Source organism: Pararhizobium sp., assembly GCF_035497515.1.
In the GTDB taxonomy this organism is placed as follows: domain Bacteria; phylum Pseudomonadota; class Alphaproteobacteria; order Rhizobiales; family Rhizobiaceae; genus Pararhizobium.
Map to the genome: position 1 here is coordinate 80,257 of NZ_DATJDJ010000024.1, position 19,956 is coordinate 100,212.

Annotated in this window: 19 protein-coding genes; 9 read left to right on the forward strand and 10 right to left on the reverse strand. The window is 62.2% G+C overall.

What is annotated here, in order from left to right; translation table 11 throughout:
* Nucleotide 1 precedes the first annotated feature (1 nt).
* Nucleotides 2–1,057, forward strand: coding sequence for an HlyD family secretion protein (locus VL202_RS02275; protein WP_325462568.1), 1,056 nt, complete (start codon nt 2–4; stop codon nt 1,055–1,057).
* A gap of 72 nt (nt 1,058–1,129) precedes the next feature.
* On the opposite strand, the gene rplI is transcribed toward VL202_RS02275, so the two are convergent.
* From rplI to VL202_RS02300, 5 genes are all read right to left on the reverse strand, one after another.
* Nucleotides 1,130–1,705, reverse strand: coding sequence for a 50S ribosomal protein L9 (rplI, locus tag VL202_RS02280; protein ID WP_325462569.1), 576 nt, complete (start codon nt 1,703–1,705; stop codon nt 1,130–1,132).
* 25 nt (nt 1,706–1,730) lie between these two features.
* Nucleotides 1,731–2,708 (reverse strand): DUF2232 domain-containing protein, encoded by a 978-nt coding sequence (locus VL202_RS02285; RefSeq protein ID WP_325462570.1) that lies wholly within the window; start codon nt 2,706–2,708, stop codon nt 1,731–1,733.
* A gap of 199 nt (nt 2,709–2,907) precedes the next feature.
* Nucleotides 2,908–3,156, reverse strand: coding sequence for a 30S ribosomal protein S18 (rpsR, locus tag VL202_RS02290; RefSeq protein WP_056332061.1), 249 nt, complete (start codon nt 3,154–3,156; stop codon nt 2,908–2,910).
* 11 nt (nt 3,157–3,167) lie between these two features.
* Nucleotides 3,168–3,617 carry a 30S ribosomal protein S6 gene (gene rpsF / locus VL202_RS02295; protein WP_325462571.1) on the reverse strand — a complete coding sequence of 150 codons (450 nt, stop codon included), beginning with the start codon at nt 3,615–3,617 and terminating at the stop codon, nt 3,168–3,170.
* Between the two features lie 295 nt (nt 3,618–3,912).
* Nucleotides 3,913–5,910: a GGDEF and EAL domain-containing protein gene (locus VL202_RS02300; RefSeq protein WP_325462572.1), complete on the reverse strand. Its 1,998-nt coding sequence runs from the start codon at nt 5,908–5,910 to the stop codon at nt 3,913–3,915.
* Nucleotides 5,911–6,208: 298 nt separating this feature from the next.
* Here VL202_RS02300 and VL202_RS02305 point away from each other — a divergent pair, with 298 nt between their 5' ends.
* Entirely contained in the window at nt 6,209–7,252 is a 1,044-nt protein-coding gene (locus VL202_RS02305; RefSeq protein WP_056332057.1) for a class I SAM-dependent methyltransferase, read from the forward strand.
* A 120-nt stretch (nt 7,253–7,372) separates the two neighbouring features.
* On the opposite strand, the gene VL202_RS02310 is transcribed toward VL202_RS02305, so the two are convergent.
* Nucleotides 7,373–8,416, reverse strand: a complete 1,044-nt coding sequence (locus VL202_RS02310; protein ID WP_325462573.1) for an aldo/keto reductase — start codon at nt 8,414–8,416, stop codon at nt 7,373–7,375.
* Nucleotides 8,417–8,647: 231 nt separating this feature from the next.
* Between VL202_RS02310 and fabD the strand changes: the two genes are divergently transcribed.
* The 7 genes from fabD (at nt 8,648) to gmk (ending at nt 15,513) form a co-directional block, all read left to right on the forward strand.
* Complete coding sequence (gene fabD / locus VL202_RS02315; protein ID WP_325462574.1) at nt 8,648–9,592, forward strand: ACP S-malonyltransferase; 945 nt, start codon at nt 8,648–8,650, stop codon at nt 9,590–9,592.
* Between the two features lie 25 nt (nt 9,593–9,617).
* Complete coding sequence (fabG, locus tag VL202_RS02320; RefSeq protein WP_056332051.1) at nt 9,618–10,355, forward strand: 3-oxoacyl-[acyl-carrier-protein] reductase; 738 nt, start codon at nt 9,618–9,620, stop codon at nt 10,353–10,355.
* Between the two features lie 313 nt (nt 10,356–10,668).
* Entirely contained in the window at nt 10,669–10,905 is a 237-nt protein-coding gene (locus VL202_RS02325; RefSeq protein WP_056332049.1) for an acyl carrier protein, read from the forward strand.
* 218 nt (nt 10,906–11,123) lie between these two features.
* Nucleotides 11,124–12,383 carry a beta-ketoacyl-ACP synthase II gene (gene fabF, locus VL202_RS02330; RefSeq protein ID WP_056332047.1) on the forward strand — a complete coding sequence of 420 codons (1,260 nt, stop codon included), beginning with the start codon at nt 11,124–11,126 and terminating at the stop codon, nt 12,381–12,383.
* A 290-nt stretch (nt 12,384–12,673) separates the two neighbouring features.
* Nucleotides 12,674–13,855, forward strand: a complete 1,182-nt coding sequence (gene mltG, locus VL202_RS02335; protein ID WP_056333127.1) for an endolytic transglycosylase MltG — start codon at nt 12,674–12,676, stop codon at nt 13,853–13,855.
* A 102-nt stretch (nt 13,856–13,957) separates the two neighbouring features.
* Nucleotides 13,958–14,845: a YicC/YloC family endoribonuclease gene (locus VL202_RS02340; protein WP_325462575.1), complete on the forward strand. Its 888-nt coding sequence runs from the start codon at nt 13,958–13,960 to the stop codon at nt 14,843–14,845.
* 2 nt (nt 14,846–14,847) lie between these two features.
* The gene (gene gmk, locus VL202_RS02345) at nt 14,848–15,513 is read left to right on the forward strand and encodes a guanylate kinase (protein ID WP_325462576.1); all 666 of its coding nucleotides are present in this window, start codon (nt 14,848–14,850) and stop codon (nt 15,511–15,513) included.
* Here gmk and rsmA read toward each other — a convergent pair.
* The 4 genes from rsmA to VL202_RS02365 form a co-directional block, all read right to left on the reverse strand.
* The gene (gene rsmA / locus VL202_RS02350; RefSeq protein WP_325462577.1) at nt 15,510–16,337 is read right to left on the reverse strand and encodes a 16S rRNA (adenine(1518)-N(6)/adenine(1519)-N(6))-dimethyltransferase RsmA; all 828 of its coding nucleotides are present in this window, start codon (nt 16,335–16,337) and stop codon (nt 15,510–15,512) included. The genes gmk and rsmA overlap by 4 nt on opposite strands.
* Nucleotides 16,337–17,365 carry a 4-hydroxythreonine-4-phosphate dehydrogenase PdxA gene (gene pdxA, locus VL202_RS02355; RefSeq protein ID WP_325462578.1) on the reverse strand — a complete coding sequence of 343 codons (1,029 nt, stop codon included), beginning with the start codon at nt 17,363–17,365 and terminating at the stop codon, nt 16,337–16,339. The genes rsmA and pdxA overlap by 1 nt, the downstream gene beginning before the upstream one ends.
* Nucleotides 17,366–17,372: 7 nt before the next feature.
* Nucleotides 17,373–18,314, reverse strand: a complete 942-nt coding sequence (locus tag VL202_RS02360) for a peptidylprolyl isomerase (protein WP_056332037.1) — start codon at nt 18,312–18,314, stop codon at nt 17,373–17,375.
* Nucleotides 18,315–18,495: 181 nt separating this feature from the next.
* The coding region (locus VL202_RS02365; protein WP_325462579.1) for an LPS-assembly protein LptD at nt 18,496–19,956 on the reverse strand (1,461 nt) is incomplete at its 5' end.

Sequence of the window (19,956 nt, forward strand, 5' to 3'; positions counted from 1 at the left end):
CATGTTGAATACACTTCGTTCCCCCGCAGCCATCCTGACGCTTCTCGCTGGTCTCACCGGCGTGTTGCTTGTTCTCTATGCCTGGCGCCTGCCGCCCTTTGCCACCACCGTCGAAATGACCGACAATGCCTATGTTCGCGGCTATGTGACCATCGTCAGCCCGCAGCTCTCCGGATATGTCTCGAAAGTGGCCGTGAAAGACTATGAGGCGGTGAAGGCCGGGCAGATCCTCGTCCAGATCGACGACCGGATCTATGCGCAGAAACTGGCCCAGGCAAAGGGGACGCTGGATACGCAAAAGGCGTCGCTCGCCAATTCGCACCAGCAGGAACTTGCGGGCAAAGCGAGCATCGCGGCAAGCGAAGCCCAGCGCGACAGCGCCAACGCCACCTATACTCGTGCACAGCAGGCCTGGAGCCGCGTCCAGCCGCTGGCTGAAAAGGGGATCGCTACATCGGTGGATGTCGATACAGCGCAGGCGACCCTCGAGCAGGCAAAGGCTGGCGTCGATCAGGCAACGGCAACCATCGAAGTGTCGCGCCAGACCCTCGCGACCACAATCGGTTCACGCGCCGGGCTGGAGGCTGCCGTGCGCAGCGCGGAGGCTGCGGTGCAACTGGCTCAGATCGATCTCGACAATACGACGATCACCGCGCCCCAGGACGGCAAGCTCGGCGAGGTGGGAGCACGGCTCGGTCAATATGTGACAGCGGGTACGCAATTGATGGCGATCGTGCCGAAGGATGTCTGGATCATCGCCAATTTCAAGGAAACCCAGCTGGATGGCATGAAGATCGGCCAGCCGGTCGTCTTTACTGTCGATGCCTTGAGCAAGGCGGAACTGAAGGGGTATGTCGAAGGGTTTTCGCCCGCCGCCGGCTCCGAGTTCAGCGTCATCCGCGCCGACAACGCGACCGGCAATTTCACCAAGGTCGCCCAGCGTGTCGGTGTCCGCGTTTCGATCGATGCCGGCCAGCCACTGGCCGATATGCTGGCGCCGGGCATGTCCGTCGAGGTGCGGATCGACAAGGCCGCCGAACCGCGGGCCGCGAACTGATTTTTCCAACCCTGAACGCAAGAAAGCCCGTGACGGTGTCACGGGCTTTCCTGTCTCGAATGAACGAAAGGCTTATTCGTCTTCGCCGTCGAATTCGGCTTCCGGGTTGAAGAAGTCTTCAGCCTTCAGCGCATCTTCGTCCACGCCGTAGATGGCGTCGGCGGAGGTCAGGCTTTCGCCCTTGAGCTGGCGTTCTGCCTCATCGGCCGAGCGGGCGACATTCATCTGAACCTTGATTTCGACTTCCGAATGCAGGTGCAGCACGACGTCGTGCAGGCCGATGGTCTTGATCGGGTTGTTGAGATCGACCTGGTTGCGGCCGATGTTGAAGCCTTCAGCGGCCAGAACGTCGACGATGTCGCGGGCAGCGACCGAACCGTAGAGCTGACCGGTTTCGCCGGCCGAACGGACGACGATGAAGGACTTGCCGTCGAGCTTTTCAGCAACCGACTGGGCTTCGGACTTGCGCTCGAGGTTGCGGGCTTCGAGCGTTGCGCGCTCGGATTCGAAACGCTTCTTGTTGGCGTCGTTGGCGCGCAGAGCCTTGCCGAGCGGCAGCAGGTAGTTGCGGGCAAAGCCGTCGCGAACCTTGACGGTTTCGCCCATCTGGCCGAGCTTGGCAACGCGTTCGAGAAGAATGACTTGCATTGGTTTGATCCTTTCAGGTGTCAGTTCAGAGGTCTTTTGTTTCAGTCTCAGGTGTTTTCCCCGTCGGCGACAGCGCGATGGCGCGCCGTGTATCCATCAGGCCCGACAGGAGAAAGAAGAATGCCGGGATCGTGAAGATCAGGACCGACATATAGCCAAGCCACAGCACCGGAAGCCGCCAGGCCTTCCCGCGCGTGCGAAAGTGAAAAACAGCAAAGCCGGCCAGCAGGAAACCCGCGCCGAACGTGCCGCAAACGAGCGCGCCGACGATCGACGGCAGACCGCCCGCGAAAGCCAGGAGCAGGCCGCCGAGAAAAGCGAAGATCGACAGACGATGCATGCGCAGCGTCGAGGGCATGTCCTCGCGCGGACGCAGGTTCTTGCCCGAGGTCTGGACGATGCGCGTCGCGATATAATAGGCGGCAAACAGCATCAGGACCCAGATCGCACCCTGCGCCAGCGGCAGGCCGAGGCTGAACAGGGACTTCAACTGAGCGATCGAGGCTGCGTCCGGATTGTACAGCGGTTCCTGCGCCTTGAGCGCCTGCAGCACCACGTCGATCATCGTGTCGGACATGGTGGTGTCGTAACCGATGATGACGCCGATGATGATCATGCCGATCGTCACCAGGATGGCGAGATGCGTGAGGATGTCCGAGAGCGGATACCAGGCAAGCGCGCCTTCCGGTCCGCCGAGTTCCGACGCTGGCCGCGCCAGATTGGCGAGGTGGCTGATCCACGCGGCGGGGATCAGCGTGATGACGGCAATCAGGAGCGCGAACCAGGGGGAGACGATGACTGCGCCGATGAGGCTCGCGACCACGACGGAAACGACCGTTGCGGCATTCCCCCATCCGAGGCCGGCGATGAGAATGGGAAGAGCGGACGCGGCATAAAGCACGATCGCAAACGACGACTGCGTATTCGCGCCCAGCGAGAGCAGGGCGGCGGTCACACCGGCGAGGGCGCCGGTCAGCAGCGATGTTGCATTCAGTGTCGTCACGGTCGCTGTCCTGCTTATCAAGCAGTTAGAGGCGTTTCCTCAGGACAGGAACCAAGCCCCAACATGGGTTTTAGCGCATCTGCGCCGGTGTTTCCGATCCGCGCCCAACGCGGAAGGGAGAAGGTGAGGCGATGTCTGGGCATGCGCCTCACCCTGAGTCGGTTTACGCAGGGTCAACTGACCCGCGCAGAGTCATGTATTAGGACATGACGTAGGGCAGGAGGCCGAGGAAGCGGGCGCGCTTGATGGCCTGGGCCAGTTCGCGCTGCTTCTTCTGGGAAACGGCCGTGATGCGGGACGGGACGATCTTGCCGCGCTCGGAAATGTAGCGCTGCAGAAGACGGATGTCCTTGTAGTCGATGCGCGGCGCATTGGCACCCGAGAAGGGGCAGGTCTTGCGACGGCGATGGAACGGGCGACGTGCCGGAGCGGACAGGGTATCAGCCATAATTTCTCTCCTTATGCCCGGTCTTCGCGCGGACGGCGCGGACGGTCTTCACGATCACCACGGTCCGGGCGCGGGCCGCGGTCGCCGAAGCTGCCACGGTCCGGACGGTCGCCATCACGGCGCGGACGGTCGTCGCGGTCGCGCTTCTGCATCATGGCGGACGGGCCGTCTTCATGCTTCTCGACAGCGATGGTCATGTAGCGAAGAATGTCTTCGTTGATGCGCATCTGGCGCTCGACTTCGTGAACGGCCGGTGCCGGAGCATCGATGTCCATCAGAACGTAATGCGCCTTGCGGTTCTTGTTGATGCGGTAGGTCAGGGACTTGAGGCCCCAGTTTTCTACGCGCCCGACTTTTCCGCCATTGGCTTCCAGTACACCCTTGTACTGTTCGACGAGAGCGTCGACCTGCTGTGCGGAAATATCCTGCCGGGCAAGGAATACATGTTCATAAAGAGCCATGAGGCTTTGCCTTTCTTGCGTTAATCGTCACCCGGAAATCGGCGGCTAAGCCTCAACGACTGTTCAAGTGGCTGCGGACAGCCGGCAAGAAAGTGTTGTTTCGAGACGGTCGAGAGCGGAGACACGGGAGGCTGGACCCCTCTAGGTCCTGACAGGTTTCTTAAGGGAAACCGGCCCTCCGTTCAGCCACCAGCCAGAAGACCGGGTGTTGCGAACAGCGCGCTTATACGCATTTTCGGCGCGGAAGCAAGGGGCGGGGGGAAATTAGCGCGCACCGGCGCCGCCAGTCCAGCTTTCAGGCCGGCCGGCGCAAGCGTGAAAGACGGGGGCGCATTGCCGGGTTGGAGCGGAAACTTTCCGCCGGCGCCGGGCGGCCGACATAGAAACCCTGGACCTGATCGATACGGAATTCCCGCATCAGTGCCAGCTGCTCGCCTGTTTCCACGCCCTCGACGAGAATCTTGTGGCCGCGATTGCGGATCAGGCCGACAATGTCCTGCAGCATGGCCTTGCCCTTGGCGCTGTCGCTGTCGTGGAGAAACGAACGATCGATCTTCACCGTGTCGAAATCGATCAGCCGGAGCCAGGAAAGCCCGGCGAAACCGGTGCCGAAATCATCGAGCCATATCTTGATGCCCAGCACCTTCAGGTCCGCGATACAGCGCAGGATGTCCGAATGCATCTCCATTTCGAGGCCTTCGGTGATTTCGAAGGCCAGCCTGTCGCCGGCCACGCCCGCCTCGCTGAGGATCGCCGCGACGGAGGCTGCGAAGCCCGGCGCTTTCAACTGGATGGGCGAGACATTGACGCTGACGACGCGGGCGTGATCCCCGACGAGGATCTCCTCGCAGACTGTCCGGATTGCCCAGCGCCCGAGTTCCAGGATGGCGCCGGTACGTTCGGCGATCGGAATGAACAGGCCGGGCGTGACCGAGGTTCCATCCAGCATCTTCAGGCGCATCAGGGCTTCGGCCGCCTCGACCTCGCCCGAGACGACGTTCTGGATCGGTTGATAGACGAGCGAAACCAGGTTCTGGTCGATCGCTATCTTCAGGAGAGCCGCGATATTCTCGCTCTCGTCGCTGCTTTGCGGATCGTTGGGGTCGAACAGCCGGGCGCAATCGCGGCCACTCGCCTTTGCCGCGTAGAGCGCGCGATCCGCCTCGTGGATGATCTTTTCGAGCTTCGAACCGGACTGGATGCGCGTGAAGGAGGCGCCGACGCTGACGGTGACGATCGACATGCCGTCCCGTCGCTGGCCGTGCGCGAGCGCCATGTCGCGCACGGTGGTGCAGATGGCGTCGGACAGTTCGGCGACCTCGTCGGTGGTATCGAGGCGGGCGAGAACGATGAATTCCTCGCCGCCGTAGCGCCCGATCGACCCATTGTACCGCTCGATCATCGTGCTGAGCGCGTCGGCGACCAGGATGAGGCAACGATCTCCTTCCTGGTGGCCATAGCAATCATTGTATTTCTTGAAGAAATCCACATCGATGAGGATAGCCGCAAAGCTGCGGCCGTAGTTCTGCCAATCGTTCCAGTGGTTGCGCAAGGTCTGATCGACGGCCCGGCGATTGTCCAGCCCCGTCAACGGGTCGGTGTTGGACAGCCGCAGGAGCGCCTTTCCGCGTTCGGTGGCTTCCTTTTGCTGGATTCTCGCTTCCAGCGCATTGAGGAAGACCTTGTAGCGCTCCCTGTTGAGCTTCCAGTTCACATAGGAGGTGAAGACGAAACACGAAAGATAGAAGGTGCCGAATGCGATCCTGTAGGTGGCGTCGGCTGCGGTGAAGGACTGTAGCGCGACGAAGAAGATCAGCAGAATGACGACGGACGAAATCCAGGAAAGGCGGAACTGGAAGCTGAAGAACAGATTGACGCTCATCATGAAGATGGCGCCGAAGACCATGTAATAGGATATGCTCTTGATATCCGCGGTCATCATGGCGGGGTATAGCCAGCCTATATAGGCGAGCACGACAGCGGCTGCCGCGGTGGCATCGATCCTGTTTGCGCTGACATTCAGGTGCAACTGGATTTCAAGGGCTGCGAGGGCGATGATGCCGACCGCGAAGCGCGCGGCGATCGTATAGAGCGCCACATCCGGGACAAGCAGAATATCGGTGGCCGAGAACAGAAGGTAGGAGCCGACGGCGATCCACAGGCCCTGTCTGGTGGCGTGCTTGCGCGCGCTCTCGCTTTCGTCCCGATAGAGCGTGCGAAGTTCGGCTGAAGCCGGTCTGGATGGCTCAGCATGGAGATCGATCTCAACTACCTCGGCCAGCGTGTGCTTCATGCACAGATCCATTGCGTTACGTCGCATTCCTGCAGTTTCGGCCCCCGTTCAACGGTTGGCACCGCCCTGAATTCGCCTTCGATATCTGGACGGAACTATACCAGAAACAGGCAGCAATCTTCGGGATAATAGAGAAAACACATTAAGTTTCTCTGAATTTGACGACCGGCAGGGTGTGCCGGATCGTGTCGCTGCATCAAGGTTGCATTAACCATGGCGTGTAAAAATCGGGCGCGCATCTGGCCTTTCGCAGGTTCTTCCGCATACTGTTAACAATCCATTAACGGAAGAGTTTCGAGTGACCCAATTACAGATAGTTCTCGACGGCGAAAGCCTGATTACCCCGCAAGCGATCACCAACGAGCTTTCCTCGTCCAAGACTGGTCTTCATGACGAGCAACTGGCGACGGGCAGGGCGGAGGTCGCCCTGATCCTGAGAATCGCCCTGCAGCGGATCGAAGAGGGCCGGGATCCGGCCCAAACCGTGAAGCAGCTGATCGGCGCGCTTCACGACACTCGCAACAAGGTCGAGCCAAGTGTCTGGCAGGCGCTGATCCAGATCATACAGGGCCATCCGGCTGCAGCGATCTTCCAGCAGGATCCGTTCACGCGCTGGTCTTTCGAAAAGCCGCGCGGCTATTCCGGCGATGCGACCTTGATCGACTTTATCTATGGCCATCCGAGTGTTGCCGATGAAGTGGCGCGATCGACCGCGCTTGGCCGCGGGATCTACGAATATACGCGGAATGCCCCGGGCCCCGTCGCCGTGCGCGAACGCCGCGACATCCTGACCAGATATGTCGATGAAATCGCCGCCGAACGCGGTGGTGAGGCCGAAATCCTGACGGTGGCCGCAGGGCATCTGCGCGAAGCCGATACATCGGTCGCGCTGCGCGACGGCCAGATCAAGCGCTGGGTGGCTCTCGACCAGGATCCGATCAGCATCGGCTCGATCGCGCGTGATTTCAGCGGCACCTGCATCGAGGCGGTCGATGGATCCGTGCGGGGGCTGCTCAGCAAGAAGCACCAGCTCGGAACGTTCGACTTCATCTATGCGGCCGGTCTCTATGACTATCTGGCCGACAAGGTCGCGGTGAAGCTGACCCAGACCTGCATGGACATGCTCAAGCCGAACGGCGTCTTCCTTTTCGCCAATTTCGCGAGCGACATGGCCGATGACGGTTATATGGAGTCCGTCATGAACTGGGCGCTGCTGCTGCGCTCGGAAGCGGATATGTGGAACGTCATCAATTCCAGCGTCGAGCGTAACACGGTCGAGGCGAGCGTCGAGTTCGGCGAAAACCGCAATATCGTCTACGGGATCATCAGGAAGCGTTCGTAAACGCTCGACCCCGCTTTCATCATGGCCTGCCGCATGCGGCAGGCCATGATGTTTTCAGCGATCTCCCGGCCCATGAAGACCGGCCTCGGCATCGCTGGTTCCATCGACTCGGGGACCGATTTACATCGGTGCGGGATGGGCCTTGTGCAACTCGGCGATCCCCTTGAGCACCTCCGGCGACAGCGTGATGTCGGCGGCGCCGATATTCACCTTCAATTGCTCCATGCTGGTTGCCCCGATGATGATCGAGGTCATGAAGGGTCTCGTCAGGCTGAAGGCCAGCTGCATCTGGGCAAGATCGAGGCCATGCGCCCGGGCAAGTCCGGCATAGGCCTTCACGGCGGGCTCCTGGTTCGCCGTATAGCGGCCGCCGAGATCGCCGTTGATGCTGAGTCTCGACCCTTCAGGGCAGGCGCCGTCGATATATTTTCCGGTCATCAGTCCGGCGGCAAGCGGCGAGAACGCAAGAAGGCCGACATCCTCGTGATGGCTGACTTCCGACAGGTCGAGGTCATGGGTCCGGTAGAGCAGATTATATTCGTTCTGGACCGAGGCGATGCGCGGCAGCCCGTGCTCTTCCGCCAACCCCAGCATTGCCATGACGCCCCAGGCGGTTTCGTTGGAAAGCCCGATTGCGCGCACCTTGCCCTCGCGCACGAAGGCATCGAGCGTTTCGAGCACTGTCAGTAGATGGTCGCGCACGGCCGTCTTGTCCTGCCCCGAGGGATCATAGGTCCAGGTCTGGCGGAAATGGTAGTGGCCGCGCGTCGGCCAGTGCATCTGGTAGAGATCGATATAATCCGTGCGCAGCCGCTTCAGGCTTGCTTCCAATGCCTGGCGCATGCTTTGCGGGCCGGGCGGCGTGCCGTTCCGGATATAGTCGCGACCGGGGCCGGCGACCTTGGTGGCGACGACCGCATCGCCGCGCCTGCCGGTCTTTGCCAGCCAGGTGCCGATATAGGTCTCGGTCAATCCGTATGTCTCCGGACCGGCCGGCGTCACCGGATAGAGTTCCGCCGTGTCGATGAAGTTGATACCGTGGGCGAAGGCATAGTCCATCTGCTGATGGGCCTCCGCCTCCGTGTTCTGTGTGCCCCAGGTCATGCTGCCGAGGCAGATTTCGGAAACTTTGATGCCGGTACGGCCGAGTAACTTGATACGCATGGATGCCTTCGATCTGATTTCGCGGGGAATGTAGTGGCTCTTTTGCGGGGAGCAAGCAAAAAGCACGGAAACATCGCGGAAGTATATGCCGGGCGCTGAAAGCTTGACTCGGACGCCGGGAATGTGAATGGAAAGGGAAAAGTCGAAGCTCGCCTATATGCGGGCGAAGACATTATGACGACATTATAATGAAACGGCGCGACCGTCGCGCAGCAGGGAAGGATCGGCCTCATGGCTATCGCGTTCACATTTCCAGGCCAGGGCAGCCAGTCGATCGGCATGGGCAAGGATCTGGCCGATGCCTTCCCGCAGGCGGCACAGGTCTTTGCCGAAGTCGACGACGCGCTCGGCGAAAAACTCTCCGACATCATGTGGAACGGGCCGGAGGAGACGCTGACGTTGACGGCGAACGCCCAGCCGGCGCTGATGGCGGTATCAATCGCGGCCCTGCGGGTGCTTCAGGCCGAAGGTCTCGATCTCAAGTCGAAGGTCGCCTACGTGGCCGGCCATTCGCTTGGCGAATATTCGGCTCTCTGCGCGGCCGGCACCTTTTCGCTCGCCGATACCGCGCGGCTCCTGCGCATTCGCGGCAACGCCATGCAGGCGGCGGTGCCGGTCGGCATGGGGGCCATGGCGGCGATTATCGGCCTGGAGCAGCCAGGTGTCGAGGCAATCTGCCTTGAAGCCTCGGCGCTCGGCGCCTGCCAGATCGCCAACGACAATGGCGGCGGCCAATTGGTGATCTCCGGCGAGAAATCGGCCGTCGAGAAGGCGGCGGCTCTTGCGACGGACAAGGGCGCCAAGCGCGCCATCCTCCTGCCGGTTTCCGCGCCCTTCCATTCGACGCTGATGGCACCGGCGGCGGACGCCATGCGTGCGGCGCTGGAAAATGTCGAAAAGCGCGATCCGGTCGTGCCTTTGATCGCCAATGTGCGCGCCGCACCCGTCAGCGATGCGGGCGAGATCGCCGCCCTTTTGGTCGAGCAGGTGACCGGCCAGGTCCGCTGGCGCGAAACTGTGGAATGGTTTGCCACAAACGGCGTGACGACGCTTTATGAAATCGGCTCCGGCAAGGTGCTGACCGGCCTTGCGCGGCGCATCGACAAGTCGGTCAACGGCATCGCCGTCAATTCTCCCGCCGATATCGAGGCGGCGCTTCAAACGCTCATCGGCTGAGCCGCAATCTATAAGGATCAAGACCATGTTCGATCTGTCTGGCCGCAAGGCACTCGTCACCGGCGCATCCGGCGGCATCGGCGAGGAAATCGCCCGCATTCTCCATGCCCAGGGCGCCACCGTCGGCCTGCACGGCACCCGCGTCGAAAAACTGGAGGAGCTCGGCAATTCGCTTGGTGAACGGGTCCATCTGTTTCCGGCAAATCTTGCCGATCGCGCGAGCGTCAAGGCGCTGGGCGAAAAGGCCGAGGCCGAGCTTGGCGGCGTCGATATCCTCGTCAACAATGCCGGCATCACCAAGGATGGCCTGTTCGTGCGCATGAGCGACGAGGACTGGGACGCGGTGCTGGAGGTCAATCTCACCGCAGTCTTCCGGCTGACGCGCGAGATCACCCATCCGATGATGCGCCGCCGCCATGGCCGCATCATCAACATCACCTCGATCGTCGGCGTCACCGGCAATCCCGGCCAGGCCAATTATTGCGCCTCCAAGGCCGGCATGATCGGCTTTTCCAAGTCGCTCGCCCAGGAGATCGCCACCCGCAACGTCACCGTCAACTGCGTGGCGCCCGGGTTCATCGAAAGCGCCATGACCGGCAAGCTCAACGACAAGCAGAAGGATGCCATCATGGGTGCCATTCCGATGAAGCGCATGGGGACCGGTGGCGAGGTCGCCTCCGCAGTGGCTTATCTTGCGTCCAACGAGGCAGGTTACGTGACCGGCCAGACCATTCACGTCAATGGCGGCATGGCAATGATCTGAGGCGGCCAAAGGCTTGTCCAGCCGCGTTTTCGCGCCCGTTGCAAAAGCCACGGCGAAATACCGGGAATTGCGTGTTGACCAAGCCGAGGTCCGCCATTTTCAGACTTTGCGGCAGACTTAAACCGTGTTAAGCGGGCCATGACTGTACGCAGTCGATCGGAAGATGAGAGGTCCGTACCGGTTTTTCCGGAGCGTGTTTGCCGCTCTTCCGGTTGAAGGAATAGCCGGGTGGATCGTCTTGATCTTCCAGGCGTTAATAAGGTACCGATGTCAGAACGGCATCGTTGAGAAAACAAAGGTCGAGGAATCCGACATGAGCGACGTAGCAGAACGCGTAAAGAAAATTGTTATTGATCATCTTGGCGTCGATGCCGAAAAGGTTACGGAAGGCGCAAGCTTTATCGATGACCTGGGTGCGGACTCGCTCGACACCGTCGAACTGGTCATGGCATTCGAAGAAGAGTTCGGCGTCGAAATTCCCGACGATGCAGCAGATTCGATCCTGACGGTCGGCGACGCTGTCAAGTTCATCGAGAAGGCGCAGGCCTGATCCAGGTGGCGCAGGACGGGGCGCATCGCGGCCCGTCTGATGTCCCTTGCGGGACCGCGCCCTTCCGGAAAGGGCGCCCGCGTGACCGAGGAAGGCCGACCGGCTTTCGCTGAAAAGTCACGCGATATCAGCATCATGGAATTGGATATACGGGTCCGGTTTATTCGCGCGAGCTCCGGTCCGGTTCAGGAACGAGCAGGCAGGGTGGATCACGGATCATGAGACGTGTCGTTATCACCGGTACCGGCATGGTATCTCCTTTGGGTTGCGGAACCGAGCTCAGCTGGTCGCGGCTCATCGCCGGCGGCAATGCTGCCCGCAAGGTCACCGAATTCGAAGTTGAAGACCTGCCCGCCAAGATCGCCTGCCGCCTGCCGTTCGGCGACGGCACCGGCGGCACGTTCAATCCCGACGACTGGATGGAGCCGAAGGACCAGCGCAAGGTCGATGCCTTCATCATCTATGCGATGGCGGCAGCCGATATGGCGCTTGATGATGCCGACTGGCATCCGAAGTCCGACGAAGACCAGATCGCCACCGGTGTGATGATCGGCTCGGGCATCGGCGGCCTCGAAGGGATCGTCGAGGGCGGCCATATCTTGCGCGACAGGGGGCCGCGCCGGCTCTCGCCTTTCTTCATTCCCGGACGCTTGATCAATCTCGCCTCGGGCCAGGTCTCGATCCGTCACAAGCTGCGCGGTCCCAATCATTCCGTCGTCACCGCCTGCTCGACTGGCGCCCACGCGATCGGCGATGCCGCCCGGTTCATTGCTCTTGGCGACGCCGACGTGATGGTGGCCGGCGGCACCGAAGCGCCGATCTCGCGGATCGCGCTTGCCGGCTTTGCCGCCTGCAAGGCGCTGTCGACGCAGCATAATGACGACCCGACCAAGGCATCGCGCCCTTATGACAAGGACCGCGACGGCTTCGTGATGGGCGAGGGCGCCGGCATCGTCGTTCTCGAGGAACTGGAGCATGCCAAGGCGCGCGGCGCCAAGATCTATGCCGAGGTCGTCGGCTACGGCCTGTCTGGCGATGCCTATCACATCACCGCCCCCGCCGAGGACGGCGACGGCGCCTATCGCTGCATGCAGATGGCGTTGAAGCGCGCCGGCCTGACCGCCGCCGATATCGACTACGTCAACGCCCACGGCACTTCGACCATGGCCGACACGATCGAACTCGGCGCCGTCGAGCGCGCGATGGGCGAGCATGCCGGCAGGATTTCGATGTCCTCGACGAAGTCGGCGATCGGCCACCTGCTCGGTGCCGCCGGCGCCGTGGAGGCGATTTTCTGCGCGCTGGCAATCCGCGACAATATCGCGCCGCCGACGCTCAATCTCGACAATCCCTCGGTCGAAACGAAGATCGATCTGGTGCCGCATGTGGCGCGCAAGCGCGAGATCAATGTCGCCCTGTCGAATTCCTTCGGATTCGGCGGCACCAATGCCTCACTGGTCCTGCGCCGCTACGCCTGATTTTCGTGGTGGATTGTCTTCGCCAGCGACGCTTTGCCGGCGGTTCCCCTATCTTCGAGCGTGGTTGACGCTATAAATAGCGCCACTATCCTGCTTTTGCCGTATTGCTCGGTTCAAACACGGCAGGGACTATCCGTGCCCGAAGCGGCCGGCAACCGGACCATGCAGGCGCAAGCCCGGGCGGGCAGGTTGCCTTACCAAAGATGAGTGATTCTCTTTCCTGTTTCTCTTCTGGAGTTCGCATCAGGGATCGAGGCGTGCATGATGCGAACTCCAGAATCAGGACCATCGTGAACGACGCAAACGAAAACAGCGCTGTCCCTTTCGGCCGCAACGGAGCCGGCAATACCGGACCGATCATCCCGAAATCCGCAAGCGAAGCCCTGCGGCCGGAAAAAGTGCCGCAGCCGCCGAGACGATCGCGCAAGGCCAAGAGTCAGGTCGTCATCTTCCTGAATTTCGTGATGACGGTCGTTGTCTGCCTGACGCTCGCGGCAGCCGCCACGGTCTATTATGCGATGACTGCCTATGAGGCGCGGGGCCCGCTGACCGCCAATACCAATTTCATCGTCCGCAACGGCGCCGGCATCCAGGAGATCGCCAGCAGCCTCGAGCGCAACAATATCGTTTCCGACAGCCGGGTGTTCCGGTTCATGTCGGAGGCCTATCTGGACGACAAGGATACACTGAAGGCCGGCGAATATGAGATCAAGGCCGAGGCTTCGATGCAGGAGATCATGCAGCTCCTGAAATCGGGCAAGTCCATCCTCTATTCTGCCTCGCTTCCCGAGGGGCTGACGGTTGCGCAGATCTTCAAGAAGCTTGCCGCCGATCCCGTCCTGGAGGGCGACCTGCCGGCGCAGATGCCGGCTGAGGGCACATTGCGGCCCGACACCTACAAATTTTCCCGCGGCACAAAGCGCCAGGAAATCGTCGCCCAGATGGCCGCCGCCCAGAAGACGCTGGTCGACCAGATCTGGCAGAGACGCGATCCCGACCTGCCGATTACCAGCCCAGAGGAATTCGTCACGCTCGCCTCGATCGTCGAGAAGGAGACGGGGATCGCCGACGAACGGTCGCGCGTTGCCTCGGTCTTCATCAATCGCCTTGAGAAGGGAATGCGGCTGCAATCCGATCCGACGATCATCTACGGAATCTTCGGCGGCGAGGGCAAGCCGTCCGACCGGCCTATCCTGAAGTCGGATCTGGAAAAGGAAACGCCCTACAACACCTATGTGATCAAGGGCCTGCCGCCGACGCCGATCGCCAATCCCGGCCGTGCGGCGCTCGAGGCGGTTGCCAATCCGTCGCGCACCTCGGACCTCTATTTCGTTGCCGACGGCACCGGCGGGCATGTCTTTGCCGAAACGCTCGACGAGCATAACAACAATGTCAGGCGCTGGCGCAAGCTCGAAGCCGAGAAGGCCGCGGCGGCTGCGAAAGCGGCGGAATCGGCGCCCGCCGCGCAATAGCCGGCCCACCAGTTGTGGATGAGGAGGCTCCGGCCCGCTTGACCCTTGCGGTGAAGCGGGCCGGAGCCTTACACATTTCTGGCGATGAGCGAAGGAGAAGAGATGCCGTTGCAATCCATGACCGGGTTTGCCCGCCGTGAAGGAACCTCGGGGCGTACGCGCTGGGCCTGGGAATTGCGCTCGGTCAACGGCAAGGGTCTCGATGTCAAGCTGCGCCTGCCGGCCGGTACCGAGCATCTGGAGGCGGAGATCCGCAAGACGATCGGCGCCTGCTTTTCCCGCGGCAATCTGCAGGTCAATCTGTCTGCCGCGGCCACCGAAGCCGGCGTCGAGCCGGTGGTCAACCAGCGCGCGCTGGACGCGGTGATGTCGCTGCGCGAACGGCTTTCCGGGCTTATCGATCCCGCGCCGCTGCGCCTCGACACGCTGCTCGCCATACGCGGCATTGTCGATTTCCGCGAGCCGGAGGAACAGGAGGGTGAGCGCGCCGCGCGCGACGCCGATCTTCTCGCCGGCTTGCAGCTTGCATTGGCCGACATGGTGGCCATGCGCGAAGCCGAGGGTGCCGCCCTTGCGCGGGTTCTGCTCGACCAGATCGGAGCCATCGAGACCCTGGTCCGGCAGATCGAGGCGGACCCGTCACGCAGCCTGCAGGCGATCGGCACGCGGTTGGCAGGCCAGGTCGCGCTCTTGATGGATGGCGCGCCGGCACTCGACCGCGACCGTCTCTATGGCGAAGTTGCGCTGATGGCCGCCAAGGCCGATATTCGCGAGGAGATCGACCGCCTGCGCACCCATGTGGCCGCCGCCAGGGATCTCCTGAAGAAAGGCGGTCCGGTCGGGCGCAAGCTCGATTTTCTTTCTCAGGAATTTAACCGGGAATCGAATACGATCTGTTCCAAGTCGAATGCGGCGGCCGTCACCGCCGCCGGCATCGAACTCAAAGTCGTCATCGACCAGTTCCGCGAACAGGTTCAGAATCTGGAGTAGCCATGAGCCCCGCCCACCCGCCTGTTACCCAGACCATACAACGCCGCGGCCTCATGCTGGTGATTTCCTCGCCATCGGGGGCCGGCAAGTCGACCATTGCCCGCAATCTGCTGGAAGCCGATCCGCAGATGAGCATCTCCGTCAGCGTCACCACCCGCAAGCGGCGCCCGAGCGAAATCGAGGGGCGGCACTATTTCTTCAAGTCGATCCGTGATTTCGAAGGCCTGCGGCAGACGGATGCGCTTTTGGAATGGGCGGAGGTGCACGGCAATTTCTACGGCACGCCGCGCGACGCCGTCGAGGCGGCGATGTCGGAAGGCCAGGACATGATGTTCGACATCGACTGGCAGGGCGCCCAGCAGTTGCAGGAAAAGATGGGCGGCGATGTCGTCTCGATCTTCATCCTGCCGCCGTCCATGGCCGAACTGCAGTCGCGGCTTCACCGTCGTGCCGAGGACACCGAAGAGGTGATCGCCACGCGGCTCGCCAATTCCCGCTCCGAGATCGAGCATTGGCTGGAATATGATTACATCGTCGTCAACGAGGATCTCGACAGTGCCTTTGCGTCGGTCCAGGCGATCGTCGAGGCCGAACGCCTGCGCCGCGACCGCCGCCCCGGCCTGTTCCAGTTCGTCAACGGACTGCTGACGGAAACACCGTTGCTTTAAAGATTGTTGGCGAGCCTGCAGAACTCTTCCACGGAAAGCGTTTCCGCGCGCCGTTGCGGATCGATGCCCGCCTTGGCGAGCAGGGCCTCTCCGCCGATCGACTTGACGCTCTGGCGCAGCATCTTGCGGCGTTGGCCGAAGGCGGCCATGGTGGTCTTTTCCAGGGCCGCCGCCGAACACGGGATCGGATTTTCCCGTGGCTCCAGATGGACCACGGTCGAGGTGACCTTGGGCGGCGGGGAAAAGGCCTGCGGCGGCACGTCGAAAGCCATGCGCGCCTCGGTCCGCCAGCCGCAGAGCACGCCGAGCCGGCCATAGTGATCGTCGCCAGCCTCCGCAACGATGCGCAGGCCAACCTCGCGCTGGAACATCAGGGTCATCGACTGGTAGAAGGGCGGCCATTGTTTCGGCAGCAGCCAATCGACCAGCAACTGTGTGCCGATATTATAGGGCAGATTGGCGATGATCCTGACCGGGCCTTCGTCGGCAAGCGTCTCGAACGGCGTTTTCAGCGCATCGCCCTCGATGACCTCGAGGCGGCCGGGATAATGTTCGGCGATTTCGGCGAGCGCAGGCAGGCAGCGCGAATCCCGCTCGATGGCGATGACCTTGCGGGCGCCGAGCGACAGGATTGCCCGGGTCAGTCCGCCCGGTCCGGGGCCAACCTCGATCACCGTCACGCCTTCGAGCGGTCCGGCCGTGCGGGCGATCTTCTGGGTAAGATTGAGGTCGAGCAGAAAATTCTGTCCGAGCGCCTTTTTTGCATCGAGCCCGTGGCGCGCGATGACGTTGCGCAGCGGCGGCAGTCCGTCGATCGCCGCCATCAGTCGTCTCCTCGCGAAACATTGTCGGCAAGCTCTCTCGCCAGCCGCAGCGCTGCCAGCAGGCTGTCGGCGCGGGCGGTGCCCTTGCCGGCCAGGCTGAACGCCGTGCCATGGTCGGGCGAGGTACGGATGAAGGGCAGGCCGAGCGTGACATTGACGCTGTCGTCGAAGCCGAGTGCCTTGGCCGGGATCAGCGCCTGGTCGTGATACATGCAGATGGCGACATCATAGGTGGCGCGGGCACGGTCATGAAACATCGTGTCTGCGGGCAGGGGACCGGTGATAGCCAGCCCCTCGGCCGCCAGCCGCTCCACCACCGGCCGGATAATGGCGTCGTCCTCCAGACCCAGCGCGCCGCTTTCGCCGGCATGCGGATTGAGGCCGGCAACGGCGATCCGCGGCGCGGCAAGTCCAAAGCGGGATTTCAGATCGCGCGCGGTAATCACGCAGGTCCGGTAGATGAGGTCGGATGTCAGCTGCGCCGGCACATCCTTCAACGGGATATGGATCGTCACCGGCACCGCCTTCAGCTTCGGGCCGGCCAGCATCATCACCGGTAGCAGCGGCTCGCCGGTGGCGCGTTCGCCGAGATCGGCAAGGAATTCCGTATGGCCGGGGAACTTGAAGCCGGCCTCGCAGAGAACCGATTTGGCGATGGGATTGGTGACGAGCGCGCAAGCCTCCCCCCGCAGGGTCAGGCGCACAGCCGTCTCGATGGCGCCGATGATGGCGCCGGCATTGGCGCTGTCGGGTTGGCCGGGCTTGACCGGCGCGGCGCAGGCGAGCGGAAGGATGGGTAGGGCATCCTGAAAAGCGCTGGCCACTCCGTTGCAGTCGGTTTCGCGGATCGTAATATCGAGGCCAAGCAGCCGAGCGCGCCCGGCAAGTGCCGCTGGATCGCCGATCAGCAGGAAAGGCGGCGTCTGCAGCGCCTGCCTGCCGCCCCAAACGGCAAGGGCGAGATCAAGGCCGATGCCGGCCGGATCGCCCATGGTCAGGGCGAGCGGCCTGTCGCGCGTCGGGATCATGATTCGGCTACTTTTCGATGATCTGCGCCTTCTTGCGCAATTCCTCGAGATACTGCTTGCTGTTGTCGCTTTCGCCTTCGGACTTCTTGCCGAGGTCCTCGGCACGGAAGACGATCTCGGCGGCCACGTCGTCGGAGACCTCGCGCTTCTTGCAGATGCCGAGATATTCCACGCCCTTCTCGGTCACCCGGGTGGCGGTGGTCTGGCCGTCGCCGGCCTTCTCGATCAGCGGCTTCCAGTCCGCCGGCAGTTCCTGCGCCATCATCCGGCCGAGATTGCGGATCGAGACGTCGCGCATCGTCGCCGCAAAGACCTTGGCTTGCTCGCAGCCCGGATATTTGGAGCGCGAGGCATTGGCTTCCGCCTGGCGCTTGCCGAGAATGGCATTGCGCTTCGAGGCGGGCACCACGAAGATCACCTGCTGGAGGAAATATTCGGTGGTCACCGGCTTGTTGCCGCCATTTGCCTGCATGCGGCGCACCAGTTCCTCGTTCGACAGGCGTCCGCTGCCACCGCTGCCATAGCGGGCATTGACGACGCGGGGCCAGCTCATGGAAACCGCGACATATTGCTTGAAATGTTCGATGCCGACGCCGGCCTGGTCGAGAACCTGCGAAAGCTGGGCGGTGGACAATTTATTGCCGGCTGCAAAGCGCGCTACGGCCGCATCGACATCCGATGTACTGACCGAGGCGCCGATCCGCAGGACTTCCGCGCGCTTGAGCACTTCGTCGATCAGTTGCTGGCGGGCTGCGGCCGTGCCGCCGCTCTGTCTCTGCAGGCGCATGAACGCGGCGCGCCGGGCGATGTCGCCGGTGGTGATCGGCGAACCGTTGACGACGGCGGCGACCTTGCTTGCGGCTTGCGCTACGGGCGTTGCGGCAAATGCCAGGCCAACGGCAAGGATCATTGCCTGGAGCGTCTGCGTGATCGAAATTTTCCCGCCCATTTCCCGTCCTTTTCATTTTCCCCCGGACGCAACCGGTCCGCAGGCCATGATCTTCCTGTCGAGCGCAGCGTTCCGCGCTGATTTTCCGCATCAATGCCTAATACATGCGGCCGAACAATGACAAGCCCCGATGCAAAAGCATCAGGGTGCCGCTGGACGTGCCAAAAAGCGCTTCGCCGCCTCAGTTGAGGTCGTCGAAATCCGTGTCGCCGATATCGATGTCACCCAGGGTCCGGAAACTGATGCGCGCGCCGATCGACCAGTCGTTGGCGACGGACTGGTCGCTGTCGCGCTCTTCCTTGTAGACCAGCGAGAAGATCGTGTCGCGGTCGTCATAGGTGATGCCGATGCCGTTGCGGGTAATGACATTGCTGTTCAGATCATAGGTCACCGAACCGAAGATCGACCAGTAATCACGGAAGCGGAAGGCGGCGGCCGTCTGAATTTCGTCCTGGTCGTTGGTCGCCCCGTAAAGCGGCTGCGCCTGGATGCTGGTATAGGTGACCGCGCCCTGCCACTGGATGCCCTGATAGCCCAGCGTCGCATCGGCGCGCCGAAGGTCCAGGCTCTTCTCGTCGAGCCGGCCGCTGAGGCTTGCCGTGATGCCGGAGGGCGCGTCGACGCCGATCATGGCGACATAGTCGGACCGGTCGGTCTCCAGGCCGGAATTGGCGCCTGCCTTGACCAGGTCGTCGGTCGCAAAGGAATTCAGGCCGCCAAGATGGAAGGACTGGCCGGCAATGGCGCGCAGGGCATAGCCGTTGCCGAGCGCTCCGGTATAGCGGATACCGAGATTGGCGCGCGAGCCGCCTTCGATCCGGTCGAAACCGGAGAACTTGTCGCGGTCGAACAGTGACGTCGCGTCGAACACGAAGCTCTGGGCATCCTCGTTGGGCAGGGCGCCGGCATATTCCTCGTCCGGCCGGACAAAAAGCTGGGCGATCGGCTCGATGATATGGCTGCTGTAATCGGTGGTCAGGAGGATGGGATAGCGCGCATCGATGCCGGCCGTCAGCATGCCGCGGGTGGCGGCGTCGTCGTCATAATAATTGCCGCTATAATTGCTGGGCGCGGTCATCGAGGTTCCGATCGCGTCGCCGCGGGCGGCAAGGATCGGCGTCAGCGAAAGCCCGCCCGGAACGATGAAATTGCGCTTCCACTCCGCCTCGGCGGAAAGCCGGTGATAGGTGCCGTCCAGTCCGCGATAGCGGTACACGTCGGGACCGGGCAGCGCGACGCGCAACTCATCTTCGCGGTTGCGATTGATATTGGTCAGATTGACCTCGGCGGTCAGTTCACCGCCCAGCACCGGCTCGGGCGCCGTATAGGAATAGTCGAGAACCTGCGCCACCGCCTGCTTGTTTTCGGCAAGGCTGTCCGGATCGGCATCCTGGATATCGAAGTAGAAGGCCCGCGCATCGAAATGATTGCGCTTGCCGAGACCGGTGAGATAGACTTGGTTCGTGTAGGTGGTGCCGTCGAAGGTCGACAGTTCATAGGTCTTGGCGAAGTTGGCATCGCTCTGCACCAGCACATTCCAGCCGAATGTCCATCGCGGATTGATCTTGAATTCGCCGGCCGAGGCGATCATGCCGCGATTGGTTTCGCGGGCATCGACCGTGCCGTCCGTAAAGTTGTCGCG

What these genes read in the sequence shown, in the direction of transcription:
- VL202_RS02275 (WP_325462568.1), top strand. Translation starts at nt 2, where the DNA reads ATGTTGAATACACTTCGTTCCCCCGCAGCCATCCTGACGCTTCTCGCT.
- rplI (WP_325462569.1), bottom strand. Translation starts at nt 1,705, where the DNA reads ATGCAAGTCATTCTTCTCGAACGCGTTGCCAAGCTCGGCCAGATGGGC.
- rpsR (WP_056332061.1), bottom strand. Translation starts at nt 3,156, where the DNA reads ATGGCTGATACCCTGTCCGCTCCGGCACGTCGCCCGTTCCATCGCCGT.
- rpsF (WP_325462571.1), bottom strand. Translation starts at nt 3,617, where the DNA reads ATGGCTCTTTATGAACATGTATTCCTTGCCCGGCAGGATATTTCCGCA.
- VL202_RS02300 (WP_325462572.1), bottom strand. Translation starts at nt 5,910, where the DNA reads ATGAAGCACACGCTGGCCGAGGTAGTTGAGATCGATCTCCATGCTGAG.
- VL202_RS02310 (WP_325462573.1), bottom strand. Translation starts at nt 8,416, where the DNA reads ATGCGTATCAAGTTACTCGGCCGTACCGGCATCAAAGTTTCCGAAATC.
- fabD (WP_325462574.1), top strand. Translation starts at nt 8,648, where the DNA reads ATGGCTATCGCGTTCACATTTCCAGGCCAGGGCAGCCAGTCGATCGGC.
- fabG (WP_056332051.1), top strand. Translation starts at nt 9,618, where the DNA reads ATGTTCGATCTGTCTGGCCGCAAGGCACTCGTCACCGGCGCATCCGGC.
- VL202_RS02325 (WP_056332049.1), top strand. Translation starts at nt 10,669, where the DNA reads ATGAGCGACGTAGCAGAACGCGTAAAGAAAATTGTTATTGATCATCTT.
- fabF (WP_056332047.1), top strand. Translation starts at nt 11,124, where the DNA reads ATGAGACGTGTCGTTATCACCGGTACCGGCATGGTATCTCCTTTGGGT.
- VL202_RS02340 (WP_325462575.1), top strand. Translation starts at nt 13,958, where the DNA reads ATGCCGTTGCAATCCATGACCGGGTTTGCCCGCCGTGAAGGAACCTCG.
- gmk (WP_325462576.1), top strand. Translation starts at nt 14,848, where the DNA reads ATGAGCCCCGCCCACCCGCCTGTTACCCAGACCATACAACGCCGCGGC.
- rsmA (WP_325462577.1), bottom strand. Translation starts at nt 16,337, where the DNA reads ATGGCGGCGATCGACGGACTGCCGCCGCTGCGCAACGTCATCGCGCGC.
- pdxA (WP_325462578.1), bottom strand. Translation starts at nt 17,365, where the DNA reads ATGATCCCGACGCGCGACAGGCCGCTCGCCCTGACCATGGGCGATCCG.
- VL202_RS02360 (WP_056332037.1), bottom strand. Translation starts at nt 18,314, where the DNA reads ATGGGCGGGAAAATTTCGATCACGCAGACGCTCCAGGCAATGATCCTT.